Origin of the sequence: Bovifimicola ammoniilytica, assembly GCF_025567085.1 — a bacterium.
In the GTDB taxonomy this organism is placed as follows: domain Bacteria; phylum Bacillota; class Clostridia; order Lachnospirales; family Lachnospiraceae; genus Bovifimicola; species Bovifimicola ammoniilytica.
In genome coordinates, this window is record NZ_JAOQJN010000003.1 from 154,862 (window position 1) to 171,499 (window position 16,638).

Sequence of the window (16,638 nt, forward strand, 5' to 3'; positions counted from 1 at the left end):
TTTTACTCCCACGCCCCTAAACTTATCTGGCTTTATCTTCTCTGACTTTTGGCAGCTCCTTCCCTGCCGTTTCCTGCTTTGCCTCCGATGTTTTTCTTGCCGCAAAAGCATCTGCATTATACTTGTACTCCTGTGGTTCAGCTACCATCGGTGAGTAGATGATCTCTCTTTCTGTATCCGGTGCTTTCTGTTCCTTATCCTTTGTCTGCTCCATACGCTTTTCCTTATCAAACTGCACATTCATAGCCAGATTATCCAGCTTATCAATCGAGGCATCCAGATGCAGCTCCATTGATACAAGCAGTTTTTTCACTGCTTTCATAGGGGCAAGCACCGCCTTTGTGAAAGGGTGTTTCTGTTCCTTCTGTGAATAATCCACCTCCGGCTTATCTGCAAAGGTATGGAACGCATTGTTTACGATCTGACCAGCTTCACGGAGTCCCTTTGCAAGAAGTGCTATCCTTGCAATATCCCTGTCTGTAGATACAATCATATCTTTTACCGCTGTTCTGACATTGAGAAGTCTTTTCTTAATTCCTACAAATTCTGTCACCCTGTAAAGTGCCGCCCTGCCCTTTGCCTTTGTTTCATCAACAATATTCTTGGCAGTAGATTTTACCTGTACTTTTATCTCAGATACCTGTGACTTTATCTGCTCACATCTGGCATTGAGTCGCTCCTGTGCTTCTGTTAATGCTTTTTTTGCATTATTGATAAGGGTATCTTCCTGCATTTTCTTGATCTGGTCCTGCATACTGGTAAGTTCTTCTGTCATAGACACAATCTTTTTTTCCAGACCATCCACATAGGTGCATATCTCAAATACATCATTTGCCTGTTCTTTCATAGTATTCTTTTTTAATAAATCGAGAAGTTCTCTTATGATCTCCTCATTAGTAAGTGTCTTTTCTGCTTCCATCTGCTTTTCCTCCTTATAAACAGGGCAGCATATGCCGCCCCTTAGCCTTAATTATCGAAAGGGTGTATCCTTTTTATCCCTGTCGGGATTTCCGTGGTTCTGTTCGGCATTCTCCCTTGCTTTTTCGTTGCTCTTATCCTTTGCTTTCTCATATTCTGCAATAATCTCATTATAGAGCTTCTCCCTGAAATCCTTTGTGACCGGATAGCAGACATCCTGATAAATCGGTTTGCCGTGCTCGTCCACCTGCTTTGTTTTATAAGAAGGCATTGATACAAAGATTTTCTCTTTGCCCTGAAGGATGTTTACATTATTTACAATGAAGCTGTTTTCAAAGTAAATACGGGCAAGTCCCTTGATATTACTGCCTTCCCTTTCATAAGGTGTTACCGTCACGGAAAACTCCGGCATTTCCTGAGTTTTTCCCTGTGTCTGTGTTTCTGCTTTCTCCGGCTCCCTGATTTTTGCATAAGCCTCAAGGATATTAGTATAGAGTTCCTCACGAAACTCTGCCGTGATAGGATTGCATACATCCTTATAAATCACGCTGTTTTTCTCATCACGCTCATTTGAACGGTATCTTGGCATTGATACAAAAAGCTCTCCCTTTTCCTTATTTTCAAGGATTGCGATATTGGTAATCTTGAATGAATCACCAAATACCACGGTCGCAAAACCCTTGATATTGCTGCCATCTTTTGCTCTTACCTCGTTTACCTTAATTGAATACTTCATACGCTGTTCCTCTCTTTCTTATACTTCTGAATTATCATTGTTTTCTGGTATGATAAGCTCACACCAAAGCTGTTCTATCTGTTCACAAGACAATCTGCCATTTAACCAGTTGCCAAGTGTAACAACCATTCCGTCCTGCTCATAGTAGAGCCATTCCTGTGTTTCGATGTTTCCCTCATACACGATAGTCACATCAAAATCAGGCATAAATAATCCTGCCTCCGTATCCCAGATACAGGCAACTCCCTGTCTGAGTGTCAGATTCAGCCTTTCGACATACACAGACCAGCCGCTTACGACAATCTGAAAGTCATCATCAATCTCTGCAATATCATCCTGAGTGTCGATCAGCTCCTCCATTTCCGATACTGCTTCTTCTATCTCCCCCAGTCGGTATCTCTTATTCATCTGCCGCCTCCTTATATCTGCACCTGACAATAAAACGCATTGTTCCCTGTCCCGGCATTCAGCATTTCACTTCCGGTTTCTTCCATTACCGGGTATCTGATATCTATTCCCGGTATCTCAATAATGCCGATGATACTGCCTTCTTTAAGAATGGCTTTCTCCTCTTTACTAACGGTGGTTTGCTCTTTCTCAACCTCTGACCTTTCATCCTGCTTCTCCTCCAATGTCTGCTCAAATTCATTTATGAGCTGGTTCGTGTTTCTCTCTCCGGTTGTACACCAGAAAAAAGAGACTGCCATAATGGCAATCCCTGCTGTAATCAGTAGTCCTGCGACCACTTTCCTTATGCTCATAGAGTTTCACTCCTATCTTTTCCTGTTTCTGTCTGGCATATAGATTCCCTTATCCTCTGCAACAATACCCGCATTTTCTATTCTGTCCTCAGACTTTTCTTCGTCCGGTCCGCCAAGATCTGCATCCATAGCCTTTGCGTTCTCAAGGTCAAGCTGGGCATTTAATTCATACTGCCTTGCAAGTTTTTCTTCCAGTTCTGCACTATATGCAAACGGCTTATCATACTCCGCCTTTGAAGCCTCAAGGTCATTCTGGTACTGTTCAATCTTCTTTTCCAGAAAATCAACATTTTCATGAAGTCCGTTGAACAGGTTCTCCAGCTTTACCATACTTCCCACCGGACTTGTGGAAAGTTCTGCCTTGTATTCCGTCTTTCCACGAAGCACCATATAGTTGATACTGAGGAAATTCTTTTCCACCAAAAGCTCAAAGCCGTGGAACTTACCGACTGGAGTGGTTTCGCCTGTCTTACATTTGCTGATTGCTTCAAGCATTACGGTTCCACCATCCACTCGCTCTGTATAAGTTGCATTGCCTATGGTAATGGCAAAGTCCGGGTTATCAATCAATTCCTTATCCCTTGCCTTTATATCCTCCCTTACATTGGCAAGTTTTTCTGTCGCAGTTTTGATGAGTTTTGGATATTTGATCATAAAATTATCCTGCAATCCGTATCTCTGATTATCATACGACGCTTTTAAGAGCTTTAATCTCTGGACATCATTGTCAACCTCCATCTTTTCCCTGATTAAAGGGTTGCCTGTCGCAACCGCCTTAATCTCCGCATAAGAAAGTGTTGCCTCATCAATGTCCTCACAGCTTCGGCTCACTGCCTTGCTTGTCATAACCTGACTGATGAAACGCTGCTTGTTTTCCACAAGTGACCAGTTGTATGCATCAAAGGTTTGTTTTGTAACATATCGGTAGATTGCCACCTCATCGTTTTTATTTCCCTGTCGGATACCTCTGCCTTCCCTCTGTTCAATGGAAGAAGGCTTCCACGGGCAATCGACATGGTGCATTGCAACAAGGTGTGTCTGTACATTAACTCCGGTTCCGCACTTATCTGTCGAACCGATAAGGACTTTTTTCTTACCTGTCCTCATTTCCTTAAAGAGTGCATCCCTCTGTGCGTCTGTTTTTGCATCGTGAATAAATGCTATCTCCTCCGCAGGGATACCATATTGGATAAGTGACTCCTTCAGATAATCATAAATCGTAAAGTCCTTGTCCGGTCCCGGTGTTCCAATATCCGAAAAAATAAGCTGACAGCCTATATGACCATCAGCATTTCCTTTTACATATTCTTTCCAGACATTTTCCGCTACCTTATTGAGCTTTCCGTCCGGGTTGTTCGGTGCGTCCTTATCAATCAGTCTTGCGTCTGTTCCAAGAAGTCTTGCTTCGTGCGTAATCTTTAAGAAGTTGTCAACACTTGGATCAACACCCCCGCCCCTTATCCTTTCTGCCCTTACAACAAATTCTTCCATTACCTGCTTCACATACCAGTCCGGCTCCGACTCCACGATGATAGGCTTGCCGCCACGCAGAGCTGGCACATCAAGGTCAAGCATATCCGCTGTCTGCACATCGGCAACCTCACGGAAGATGTTCATAAGCTCCGGCAGATTGGTAAACTTATTGAACCTGCTCTTGAAACGGAAACCACTGCCCTCAACCGTAAGCTCCAGTGCCGTTGTTACTTCTCCAAAGTTAGCCGCCCACGAGTCGAAATGATGAATTCCCATCTCCTCAAGTGCCGATTTCTGCAAATAAAGCTGCATAACATACATCTCACACATTGTGTTGCTTATCGGTGTACCTGTTGCAAATACAATTCCCCTGCCATCATTTATCTCTGATAAATACTGGCATTTAAGCTGCATATCCGTTGACTTTTTAGCCCCACTACTGCTGATTCCCGACACATTATTCATCTTTGAAAATGTGGCGAGGTTCTTAAAATTGTGTGCTTCGTCTACCATAATAGAGTCAACACCCAGCTCCTCAAAGGTAATGAGGTCATCTTTCCTGCTCTCATCGGTCAGGGATTTAAGCTGTTCCTCCAGCTTTTTCTTCTGGCTTTCCATCTGCTTTACGGTCCAGCGTTCCCCGTTCCGCTCCTTCATATCATCAATCGCATAGGTGATCTCATTTATCTGTTCATTAAGCATTCGCTCCTTTCTCTCTGCCGAAATTGGAATTTTTTCAAATTGCGAGTGCGACATAATGATGCAGTCATAATCGCCTGTCGCAATCCTTGACACAAACTGCTTTCTTCGGCTCTTTTCAAAATCACGCTCCGTTGCAACCAAGATGTTTGCTGACGGGTAAAGCCTTAAAAATTCACTTGCCGTCTGCCCGATAAGCGGCTTTGGCACTACCATAATTGTCTTATTGGAAAGTCCGAGTCTTTTCTGTTCCATACACGCAGCCATCATTTCAAACGACTTTCCGGCTCCGACGCAGTGGGCAAGCAGGGTATTTCCTCCCATAAGGATTCGTGCCACCGCATTTTTCTGGTGCGGTTTTAATTCAATCTCAGGGTTCATTCCTGGAAATTGCAAATGGCTTCCGTCATACTCACGCAGGCGGATATTATTGAAGGTTTCATTATAATATTCCACATACTTCTGTCGGCGTTCCGGTTCTGCAAACAGCCATTCCTTGAACTTCTCCTTGATCATATTCTGCTTTTCCCTTGCAAGCATTGTCTCATTCTTATTGACTTCATAATGGTACTTGCCATCACCGTCATCAATCCTGTCCCTGACAGTGACTGTTTTTAAGTTCAGGGTATCCTCAAAAATAGAATAAGCGTCCATTCTGCTTGTACCATAAGTTTTCGTTGCAGCCACGGAATGTTTATCCATACTTTTATTTTCAATGAACCATTCCATACTCATTTTATTCAAGTGTACCTGAATACCGGAATTATAATACTCTGTTCTGATTGCCCTTGCCCTCTTTGGTGTATTAAGCAGCTCATAGATAAACTGCTCATAATCAAGCGGCTCAATCCAAGTTGTACCAATCTTTACATCAATATCCGAGGCTTCAATCCATTCCGGCTGAACTTCCTCTAGGGCTGCGGCATTGGCGGCAAATCTTTCTGCCTGCGGATTATCGGTATCCGCCGCCATTGCCTTTGCAACACGCAGCTTATCCCTTACATTTCCCGACAGATATTCGTCTGCTGTCTCCCAGCCTGCGTCCGGGTTATTTTCATTGTAACGGTCAGGATTAAGAAATATAATTCCATCGAGTTCCTTTATGAGAGTATCCCTGTCTGTTTCATAAATGGAGAGCATATAAGGAATATTTACATATCCAAACTCATTGACCGATACATTAAGAGCCTCAACTGCAGTTTCTACCCTGTCCACCACGGACTTTGCTTTAATCGTCTGCTTATAAAACATATCAGCCTTCTTCACCTCCCCGTCCTCATTTACTTCTTCCAGACTGCAAAGAAGCGGATAATCGCTGTCATCCCTGAACGCTGTACGGTTTGCTTTGGAAGTGATTGCTCCATACTTTCCAACGAATTTATCATATTTTACATTCAAAAGCTGCTGTTTGTCTGCAAGCTCCTCATCACTACAGCCCTCCATCTGGATATCAATCAGCTCTCTTGTTATCTGTCTGATTTCATCAAGGCTCTTAATACGCCCCTCCGCTGTCGGTGATACTTTCTGCCTTACCATCTCTGAATTTTCCCTGTAGTAAAGTTTTCCTTCAAAGAATGTGTAAGTATAATTTCTGACATCCGGATCAGCGGGAATGACTTCCTCTGTCTGTTCCTCATTATCTGCCAGTCTCTCAAAATCTGTCATCTGTGCTTTGATGTTACTGATTGCCTTATTGAGTGCTTCATACAGATTGAAGTTCTCATCATTATTCACACAGACGGTATATTTGCTGTCCTGTCCGAACATCCTTGTATCATACTGCATTGTACCAAGCATCATCTCCGGGTGCTCTGCAAAATAGGAATTGACTGCTATGCCATCACCTGTGACACCAAGATGTACCCAGTCAGGCTCTATATCAATTTTTCGCTCTCTTTTCTGTAAAAAAAGAATGTCCGCAGTCACCTCAGTTCCTGCATTATCCTTAAATGCAGTATTCGGAAGTCGGATTGCTCCCACAAGTTCTGCCCTCTCAGCCAGATACTTTCGTATAGTCGGATTGCTCTTATCCAGTGTTCCCTTTGTGGTAATCACTGCAACCATACCTCCCGGTCTTGCCTGATCGAGTGCTTTTGCCAGAAAATAATCGTGAATACGGAAGTTATACTTGTTGTACTTTGGATCGAATATCTTATAATCTCCAAATGGCACATTTCCCATAACAACATCAAAGAAGTTATCCGGATATGTGGTGTTTTCAAATCCTGTAATACTGATATTGGCATTCTGGTAAAGCTGTTTTGCTATTCTTCCCGATATGCTGTCCAACTCCACTCCGTACAGCCTGCTTTGCTGCATTGGTGCTGGCATACTTCCGAAGAAATTACCGATACCCATAGACGGCTCCAAGACATTTCCGCCTTTAAACCCAAACTGCACAAGGGCTGAATTGATACACGTTGCAATCTCCGGCGAAGTGTAAAAGGCATTATTTACAGTTGCTCTTGCCGCACTGTATTCCTCATCGGAAAGAAGCTCTTTCAGTTCTGCATACTCTTTGCTCCACGCAGCATTATTCTCATCAAATGCCTGTGACAAGCCTCCCCAGCCGACAAACTTTGATAAAACAGTCTGCTCCTCCTGTGTTGCAAGTCTGTTTTCTGCTTCAATCTGCTTTAGTGTACAGATTGCATCAATGTTCCACTGGTATCTGGTCTTTGCACCACCCTTTTCTGTTTCCCACAGGTTATAATGGAAATTGAGTTTTGTCTGGTCTTGTGTTTTTTCTTTTCCACGCAGACCTTCCACTGGCGGTAATACTTCCTGTGCAGGTGTTTCAGGGGCAGCCTCCTGTGGTTCGGTATCCTTCTGTGGAATATCTGCCGATACATTCTTATCCTCATCAGAAATTATACGACCATCCGTGTCAATCTTGGTATTCAAGCCATATGCAATCGCCCGTTCTCTGGTTTTAAGACGGCTTTCTCTCACACTGTCCTCAATATCAAAGAACTTGCGGTAAACAGGATTCATCTTTTCCCTGTCAATCTTATTTTTTATGGTCTGATAGATTGCCTTCTGGTCCTCTCCACAGTAAAATGGCTGTTTTACCATATAGGATAAGATTTCATATACCTCACGCCATGATACGGTATCCCCTGCCCTCTCTCCATTTCTGTTTTTGTAGCTTACTTTCACATCTGCACTGCTTAAAGTGTATTCTGTGAGTCCATACTGATTATTGCAATATGCCTTTCTCTCACCCTGAACATTTCCCATCGCTATCTCACAGATCAGTTCCAGCTTATTTGGCATAAATGCAAAATCCGATTGCACCACATCCATAAGGAAAGCACGGAATGGTGTGTAACAGCTACATTCTGACACAAGTATCTCAATGGCATCTCTTAAATCTTTATCCATTGCAGCTACACGGTCAGCATAATCAATCGGCTTGATATACCGTAACTCAGCCGCCTTTCTGTTTACAGCATAACTGTCAGGCTCATCAGGAATAGCATAATCATCAATTTCTGATTTCTCCTCCTGCGTATCAACTTCACGGTACTCTGCGTCAATGACTTCATCATCTTCACGAAGTCCGTCCATTGCAAGCTCATCAATACGAGGTGTCTCCGACTGGTATTCTCCGGTAAGGATAAGTACACCGATTTCCTTTTCGACATTCTTCCACGAAACGTATCCTTCTACTTCTCCATCTTCATCTTTCCATTGGATACGAAGTCCCGAACCGTGAAATGTGTCATACCCGTGCAAGCCTAGACCGTCAAGCGGCCAGCTTGCACCCCCCTGACCATATTCTGCCTTGATACGCTTTGCTCTGGTTCCTGCGTCTATCTCTGTCTGATAGATTTCACACACCCTGCCTTTTCCACCGACAAAGCCAGTTCCTTTCATAAGTATCTCTTTTACATACTCACTTGGTACACTCTCTGCTTTCTTTGGATTAAGGTAATTATATTTTCTGGCAAGGGCAGCCTTTTTATCCTCCTCGAACTGACGCATAAATTCATTGTGTCTGGTTTTCTCCGGCTGCTTCACACCAAAACTTGCCTGCCCGTTTTGGTCGAAAAAAAAGGAAGCCTGTGTATATTCGGCTTCCTTACTGACACCCAATGAGTTAATCTCATCAAGCTCTCTATTTAATTCTTCCTGTGTTTCTAATGAAACTTCATCACGATCTGGTGGAGCACTACTTCCTCTGCCTGCATCTTCGCCTGCTCTCTTATCTTCCACATCTCCATTGTCGATGACGGATTCTGTGGCTTGTGCTTCATTAGATACTGTTCCTCCAACTGATCGTAAAGCTGGTTTGCTTCCTCCTCTACTGCCGACATCTTCTCGTACATCTTCCCGAATCTCATCAGTGTCTTGTACCTTGCCGGTTCGTTCTCCAGAAGATACTTCATTGCCATTCTCCCGTATCTGCCCAGCTTCGTTAAATCCTCTGTCTCGTCCGGCATTGTCAGCTCCGGATACAGCAGTCCGTCCACTTCCTTGTAAGTCATTGCTTCTAACATATGATATTCTCCTTTCGCTCTCAATCGTTTGTAAATTCCTACTAAATTCTCTAAGAACACTACAGGAGACATCGCATACAAGGGAACCAAGACGGTAAACTATCTCCTCATCTTTGATATTTACAATCTGACTGAAATCCTGTTCTTGCACAGATAAGTCAAATCCACATCTCGTCCCTACAGCATACATAACACTGGAATATACTAACTGCTCCATATCGCTATCCTGCTGTAAGCCCTTGCGTTTTTCGTTGAATTCCTTTATCACACTACCTGATAGCTGCATTAGTTCGGACATTCTATCCCCGAACTCCTCTTTTATTATATTCCAAACATTTGTTCCTGTAAACTGTTTTAGCGTATTTTTTAGTGATTCCCTGTCATCGCTTTTATACCGCTCCATCTGTCCTTCCGATACCAGAAAGTCTGCATAACTTTTCAGGTTTTCCCCCTCCAGATCCCAAGTCAGCTTCACATTCTTTCCGCCTGTATCACTGATATCGAAAATATATCTCATACGGGGATTAAGTGCCCTTGAGGGGAAGATAGCACAGCCCTTTGCTCCACGCTTTACATATCTTCCCACTTTCTTCCAAGTGTCATAATCTGCCATAAGGGTACTTTTCTCCGGTGATCTCTGAGCTGTTACCATAACGATATTATCAAATTCATAGCGATATAACTGACCAGCAACTTTTAATACATCTTTCCAGTTCTTTTCAGAACGGGTGATGTTGCTGATTTCTGAATCATATATCGCTTTGACCTTCATATCAACACTCATGTGTCACCCTCCTTTTACTTCAGTAATTCTGCAAACATTTCCTTAAAGAGCTTTGACTCCTCCCCGTCAAGCTCAATCACAAATTCTGCATCAACCGCCTGTCTATCACATTTGCCCTTTCCTTTTACAATCTTTCGCATAATCCTGAGAAGCACATAACACTGCTTTGACTTGGCTATGCTCTGCTTAAAGGCAAGTCCGTCGCTGTCAGCCGACTGCTGTGTCTCATAGACAATCACATTCAGCTTTCTGCTGATTTCCTCAACTTTCTCATATGGAATACTGACAGACGATTTTACCTCTCCCGGTCTTTCCCATTCCTTATGAAGTTCGTTTAATAAAAATTCCATATCCTTAATAACTGCTGTCTGCTCATTTTTCATCGTGTCTTTCCTCCATTTTCCTTTAATGAAGAAGGGAGCTGTTCTTCGCTGTATGGCGAAAAATCAACTCCCTTCATATCCTCCGCATCAAGGACTATCTGTTCTGAATAATACATATCCATTGCCTTGTTTATGGCATCGTCAAGTGACTCTGCCTTTACTGTCTCTACCCTTGAGAGAACTTCTTTTATCTCAATATCAAATTCTTTTTCCATTCGATATCAGCCTCCAATTCCATTTTTCCTCATCGGCTCTTTTTTTCTTTTACCTGTCTTTCCTTAAAACCTTCATCATACTTTCCATCTTCAAGCCTGTCATAAAAATATTCCTCCTCTATCGTTCCAAATTCCTTATACATCTGGTGCAGGAAATCATTCTGCATATTTTTTGGAATATCATCATCCTTTGACAAATCCTGATAAAAATAAAACTTCTGCTTGAGTTTCGCCCTGTAATCATAAACATCTTTTATCTTTTCAGGTGTCCCGTATTCTCTTTTATATGCCTTAAAGTTGGTCTGCGAAAGTGTGGAACCAAGATAAATCCCGTGCTCCCACGATACCCCGATCGTTGTGTTATCCTTAGTTGGCTCCTCGTCTTTCGGATATCGCTTATACTCTGTTGCTCCAAGAGCAATCGTGAGAGAGCCGCTTTTCATATCCATTACCACAAGATTGCGTGGAGATAATGCTTCCAGTACCATATAATCGTGGTCATTAAAATTATGAAATGTCTGCCCTCTTTCAAATGTCCTGTCGCATTTTTCATAATGCAGGATAAAGTCATCTATCCAGCCTCTATCCGTCATTCCAATCTCATCCATCTTTGTAATACACTCTGGGGAACTTGTTGCCTTATCAAAGTAAAATTTCTTTGAATCGTTATAATATCCTTGCAAAAAGCGTCCCAGTTCCACATCATCTCTACAGAATTTTGCAAAAACTGTAACATTTGCTGCCCTGTAATACTCTGTAAAACCTTCCGCAAGCGTTCTTCCAAGAAGCAGCATCTGATCTGCAAGCTCTGACATATCATCAATGGCAACGAACTTCTTATAATCTTCCAAAGTCATAAGCATATTTCTTTCTGTTCCCTTATAATTCTCCATTACAAGAATCATATCCTTTAAATCCATTCTTACCTCCTGTCCCAGAGAGGACTTTCGCCCTCTCTGCCAATTTTCTATGGTCTGCCAATTACTACAATCTTTCCGACACTTGCCACATCACGGTAAACTACGCCAACTCTTTCATTCAGGGCTTCTACCACCTTTCCATTGCCGACATATACTGCCACATGGCTGATATTCTTATATCTTCCGTTGTTTGTGAAACTGTAAAAGATAAGATCACCAGGCTGCATTTCATCATAAGATACGGTCTTTCCTGCTTCATCAAGTCCCTGTGCTTCTGCCGCTGCTGTAGTTGCTCCTCCATAACTGATATTCACACCTGCATCCTTCCATGAATAATACGCAAGTGAACTGCAATCATAATAATTGCCACTATCTCTTAATTCCTGACTGTAAGGATAACCCACTCTGTGAAGGGCATAAGAGCAGACTGCTTTCTGCCTGCTATCTGTAATACCACTGAGGATTGCATTTATTTCATCCTCTGTCATGGAACTTACTCCGGGGCTTCCACCGCCTCCACCGCTTCCACTTCCAGCATATCCAAGCTGTCCCATAAACTCAGGACTCATGATCTGCTCAAGCATTTCTACCTGATCAGAATCAAATCCATAAACGGAAATCATATCTCTGTATGATTTGAGCGTAACATTTACATACAGTACCGACTTCGTAACAGTTGTTACATTGCCATCTGCGTCTGTTTCCTCCACATCTTTTGTTCCACTACTTGTAGTATAAGAACACATATCATTTACTACAGTCTGCAACCACCCCTTTGATATATCATTCATAATTGTTGCAGTATCGCCTACACCATACTTGACCATGTAGACCGCCATAATGTCGTAGTAGTTACTTGGATTTTCATCCATTCCCTCATAATCTACATACACCAGTTCGCCAAAGTCATATCCGGTATGTTCATTCACTTTGGTATTCACATCACGGTTAAATTCAGACACATAAGCACTTGTAACTGTCTGCACTGTATCTCCTGACTCCAGCGGCGGTAAAAATAAGACAAATGGTGAATTATAAAGAATCGCTATCACAGCAATAACCGGAACTGCAACGATTACCACTAAAAGAACCAACAGAAAAAGTACAAGTCCGATAATCGGAGCTGCCGCCTTTATCCAGAGAACTGCCTTTTTTACAATCAGATCTTTTACCAGTTTTACAACACTGTCCGTCTGATTTTCCTGTTCTTTCATCTTATCCAGAAAAAATTTAATCTTTCTGCTACGGTTCGCTGCTTTCACATCCTTCGCCTCAATAGATACACCCGTGGCATAGCCTGCCGCCATGCCGACTGCTGTACCTGCTCCCGGTGCAACCGCTGTACCTGCCGCTGTGGTTGCCGCTTTTGTCGTAGTTTTGGCAGTTTCTTTTGCAGTGTTCTTGGCAGTTTCTTTCGCTGCTGTCTTTGTCGTGTCACCGGCAACCTTTTTTGCCGTATCACTGGCAGCTTTCTTTCCCATCTTTTTTGCCAGCTTCTTTCCTGTTTCTACCTTCTTGATACGCCTCTTTGCTTCGGCTGCCGCTTTCTTTCTGAAAAGTGACGCTCCCCTTGAAGCAGTTCCCGTAACCGGACGGCTTGCTTCATATGCAAGATAAGCTGCCTGTGACACTTCCTGCCCGCCTTCCACCTGCTCTGTAACTGCTCCAGTCGCAAGTGCTCCCGTTCTTCCTGCTATATGAAGATTGGTATTCTTCGTCTTGATAGAAGTATTGGACTCCCGTATATTTCTCTTAAATTTTGAAGGTTCCTTTTCTTTCTTCTCTGCCTGATGAATGGTACTCTTACGATAAGACTTCTTTTTACCTGTATCATTTATCTTTGCACTAGCAATTTTCGGACCACGCTGTACAGTGTAAATGTTACTGCCCTTAATTTTAGCTTTCTTCGGTTCATGCATATGAATCTTAGCTTTTTTCTTAGTGTGAATGACCATAGGCTTGTCATCCACTTTTTTTATCTTCAATGTTCCCACCTTCTTTCTGTATCCTTAAAAAAGGTAAAAAGTAGCCATCCGGAACTTAGTCCAAATGGCTGATACATTGCAATTCTAATCAGCAAATTTTGCCTCCCTTTTCTTCTGCTCCGCAATCTTTTCGTGGATATTGGTGTTATACAGTCTGTAAAGGTCAGTGTCCTTGCTGATCTGATTATCAAACGGAATTACCACGGAACCACACTTGATAAGTCCCATTCCCGATGCAGTATTGGTTACGAAACGAAGCTGTGCCTCTGATACACCGATAACCTCTGCCATCTTGGAACTGTCTGTATTCGCCTGCTTTAAGAGTGCAACAAACTCAGAGTTTGCAAGCATTGTAGTGGCGGTGTAGTTCTGTAAAAGGTCCACGACGTTCTGGGTGATACCCGTGCACAGTCCACCTTGTTTCCTCACCTTCTTCCAGAGCTGCTGTAAATATTTTGCAGAATACTCCGAATTAAGCAGGACATGGAACTCATCAATATAGAGCCAGGTTGCCTTGCCTTTTTGCCCGTTTTCTACAATTCTGTTTTGAATAGACTCCATCATAACAAGCATTGTGATAGGACTAAGCTCCGTGCCTAAGTCCCTGATACCATATACTGTGAATCGGTTATCTACATCAACATTTGTCTGGTGGTTAAAGATATTGAGGGAACCATTTACAAAAAGTTCCAAAGACAATGCGATATCCTTTGCTTCGTCCTCCGGCTGTTCCATAAGGATATCGTAGAAGTCACTCATTACCGGAATATACTTTTCCCTGCCCCTTGCGATGTCGATATACATCTTTCTCACACAGCGGTCAATGATTGATTTCTGTCTGGAATTTAAGCTGTCCCCGATACACTGCTCACAAAGACCAAGCATAAATTCCCCTTTTTCCCTTATCATTCCCTTTGAATCATTCGGATCAAGACTCCACACATCCATCTCAAGCGGATTTACATAGTTGTCCGTGTATGTGGACATATTTACCACGGTTCCGCCATAAGTCTGTGCAATATCAAAATATTCGTTCATCGGATCAATGACGATAATCTCATCATCCCCCGATAAAAATACGCTACCCATTTCCATCTTACAGAAGAATGATTTGCCAGAACCCGGCACTCCGAATACAAAGCCATTTCCGTTGATGAGCTTCTTTCTGTTACCGATATTTACATTCTTACTGATCTGGTTGATACCGTAATAATTACCTGTGCTGTCATTCAGTTCCTGCACATTGAACGGCATAAGCACCGCAAGCGACTGGGTAAGAAGGGTACGCATTGTTTCCACCTGTCTTACACCAATCGGAAGTGCCGTGTTGAGTGCTTCCCTCTGCTTTAAGTAGTGTGTATCAATCGTACAACTGTTACGTTTTCCGATTGTTTCTACTGTTTCGCAGACACTCTCAAGCTCCTTCTTACTTTCTGCCATAAGGATAATGGTAACTCCTACAAAGAAAAGACACTGGTCATTCTCACGAACATCATCCATAATTGCCTCAATCTCTTTTTTCTCCGTTCTCTTTGCATAAGAGATTTCTGTGGAGAAGTCATTGTTCTTATTACGGACTCTCTGCTGTTTGATAATATCCGACTCAATACCAAGATATTTCTTCTGAAGCACCTTTGTGGTCAAATCCTTTGGCACAGGCACTACATCAATACTGGTAATGGAGTGTACCGGAAGGGAAGTAATCTCATTGATAAATCTGTCAGATAAACTGCTGGGATACTTCTTAATGAAAAGTGCCTTGCAGTATTTACTCTCGTCCTCAAAATGGTCTGGGAAATATTTCACCATACCATTACATAAATCATTCTTAAAATCTGCTCCGACCTTCTTTGCCTTTTTGATATCAAAATCAAAACTGCCCTCATCGCCAAGATGGTAATAGTCATAGAGCACTTTCAGCCTTTCATTGCCATTAAGCGGCACAATCTCCGCCCCAAGCTCAATGAAAGCCTTGTGTATTGTTGCCTCAAGTGTGGCAAACTGTGCCTTTGCCTCCTCAAAGTTCTTTCTCTCAATCGTGATCGTCAGGTATCTTTCCTGTTCAATCCCCTGTCTGCCCTCAATAATCTTCTCCTCAATAATGTCATTGTAGATTCTTCGGTAATTATTGAAGCCATCGTTTTTTTCTGTAATAAGAACCTTATCACGGAGATCCTCCATATTTTTGTTCTTATTGTTAATCGTAATCTTATAATTACAGTCCAGCGAATTTAAGAATTTGCAGTATCTTTCAAAAATGCCGATCTGCTCATCCTCCGTTGCCGTTGTGTAATTGATGTCCTGAAAGCGGTAACACTTGGAATACTTATTCCTGCTTACTTCAAAAATACCGTTTTCAGCCACCGCCATAATCTCTATGGTTTCCTGAATGGATTTCGGTGTCTTGTACAAAGGCTCACTTGCCTTTTTCAAGAGCTTAAATCCGTCCGTAAATAAACCCATTGTCTCTAACCTCGCTTTCTTATCTGTGAAAGCCCGCCGGGAACATCACCCAACGGGCTTGTTCCCGACCTCACGGTCAGATACATATGAATAGTTGTGTTTATCCTGCTAACACTAATGGTATATCCATTGACTTCATAACAAAATTTGTGTATAATTTTGTTATCAAATAAGGAGGTGTTTTTATGCCAGCAATCAAATCAAGTGCTGATTTAAGGAATAATTACAATGAAATTTCTACATTTTGTCATAATTATCCTGAACCAGTTTTCATCACGAAGAATGGAAAAGGCGACCTTGCCGTTATGAGCATTGAAGCCTACGAAGAACTGACCAGCCGCTTTGAACTTTACAGCCAGATCAAGGAAGGAATGGACGATATTGCCACAGGCAACACCAGACCATTTTCCGAAGCTATGGCTGATATCAGAAGCCGCCGCAGTCGATGAGCTATCAGGTTCATATCACTTCCACCGCAGAACACGATATTATGCGTGCTGCGGATTACATCGAATTTACCCTCAAAAATCCTGATGCCGCAGATAATCTGTTAGATGCTGCGACTGAGCAGATAAGCTCACTAGCCGACCTGCCACAGAAGTTCCGTCTGGTAGATGATCCGGTACTGGCAAGCTGGGGCATTCGTTTTGTGATAATCAATAATTACCTTGCCTTTTATACGATTGATGAAGAAAAGCAGACTGTAATCATAGTCCGATTTCTCTATCAGAAAAGTAACTGGACTTCCATTCTTCGACAGGGATTTTCCCTCATTTAAGGAATCTGTTTTTATGCAGGT

Annotated in this window: 13 protein-coding genes; 2 read left to right on the forward strand and 11 right to left on the reverse strand. The window is 42.5% G+C overall.

Annotation, left to right across the window (positions count from 1 at the left end):
• Window positions 1–22: 22 nt before the first annotated feature.
• From OCV48_RS04545 to OCV48_RS04595, 11 genes are all read right to left on the reverse strand, one after another.
• Complete coding sequence (locus tag OCV48_RS04545; RefSeq protein WP_005602903.1) at window positions 23–919, reverse strand: DUF6674 family protein; 897 nt, start codon at window positions 917–919, stop codon at window positions 23–25.
• Between the two features lie 51 nt (window positions 920–970).
• Window positions 971–1,654, reverse strand: a complete 684-nt coding sequence (locus tag OCV48_RS04550; protein WP_005602904.1) for a SpoVG family protein — start codon at window positions 1,652–1,654, stop codon at window positions 971–973.
• Between the two features lie 18 nt (window positions 1,655–1,672).
• Entirely contained in the window at window positions 1,673–2,062 is a 390-nt protein-coding gene (locus OCV48_RS04555) for a hypothetical protein (protein ID WP_005602905.1), read from the reverse strand.
• An 11-nt stretch (window positions 2,063–2,073) separates the two neighbouring features.
• Window positions 2,074–2,415 (reverse strand): hypothetical protein, encoded by a 342-nt coding sequence (locus OCV48_RS04560; RefSeq protein WP_005602906.1) that lies wholly within the window; start codon window positions 2,413–2,415, stop codon window positions 2,074–2,076.
• Window positions 2,416–2,427: 12 nt separating this feature from the next.
• Entirely contained in the window at window positions 2,428–8,574 is a 6,147-nt protein-coding gene (locus OCV48_RS13965) for a helicase-related protein (protein ID WP_306769665.1), read from the reverse strand.
• A gap of 155 nt (window positions 8,575–8,729) precedes the next feature.
• Window positions 8,730–9,161, reverse strand: a complete 432-nt coding sequence (locus OCV48_RS04570; RefSeq protein ID WP_306723541.1) for a TnpV protein — start codon at window positions 9,159–9,161, stop codon at window positions 8,730–8,732.
• Between the two features lie 726 nt (window positions 9,162–9,887).
• Complete coding sequence (locus OCV48_RS04575) at window positions 9,888–10,256, reverse strand: hypothetical protein (protein WP_005602908.1); 369 nt, start codon at window positions 10,254–10,256, stop codon at window positions 9,888–9,890.
• On the reverse strand, window positions 10,253–10,471 hold the full coding sequence (locus OCV48_RS04580; protein ID WP_005602909.1) for a DpnD/PcfM family protein: 219 nt from the start codon (window positions 10,469–10,471) through the stop codon (window positions 10,253–10,255). Before OCV48_RS04580 ends, OCV48_RS04575 begins: the two co-directional genes overlap by 4 nt.
• Window positions 10,472–10,500: 29 nt before the next feature.
• A complete protein-coding gene (locus OCV48_RS04585; protein WP_006859557.1) occupies window positions 10,501–11,391 on the reverse strand; it encodes a hypothetical protein in 891 nt (296 codons plus the stop codon).
• Between the two features lie 47 nt (window positions 11,392–11,438).
• The gene (locus OCV48_RS04590) at window positions 11,439–13,385 is read right to left on the reverse strand and encodes a C40 family peptidase (protein WP_394803235.1); all 1,947 of its coding nucleotides are present in this window, start codon (window positions 13,383–13,385) and stop codon (window positions 11,439–11,441) included.
• A 75-nt stretch (window positions 13,386–13,460) separates the two neighbouring features.
• On the reverse strand, window positions 13,461–15,839 hold the full coding sequence (locus OCV48_RS04595) for a VirB4-like conjugal transfer ATPase, CD1110 family (protein WP_008116395.1): 2,379 nt from the start codon (window positions 15,837–15,839) through the stop codon (window positions 13,461–13,463).
• A 185-nt stretch (window positions 15,840–16,024) separates the two neighbouring features.
• Between OCV48_RS04595 and OCV48_RS04600 the strand changes: the two genes are divergently transcribed.
• The gene (locus OCV48_RS04600) at window positions 16,025–16,288 is read left to right on the forward strand and encodes a type II toxin-antitoxin system prevent-host-death family antitoxin (RefSeq protein WP_014081285.1); all 264 of its coding nucleotides are present in this window, start codon (window positions 16,025–16,027) and stop codon (window positions 16,286–16,288) included.
• Window positions 16,285–16,617 carry a type II toxin-antitoxin system RelE/ParE family toxin gene (locus tag OCV48_RS04605; protein WP_015560996.1) on the forward strand — a complete coding sequence of 111 codons (333 nt, stop codon included), beginning with the start codon at window positions 16,285–16,287 and terminating at the stop codon, window positions 16,615–16,617. The genes OCV48_RS04600 and OCV48_RS04605 overlap by 4 nt, the downstream gene beginning before the upstream one ends.
• Window positions 16,618–16,638 lie beyond the last annotated feature (21 nt).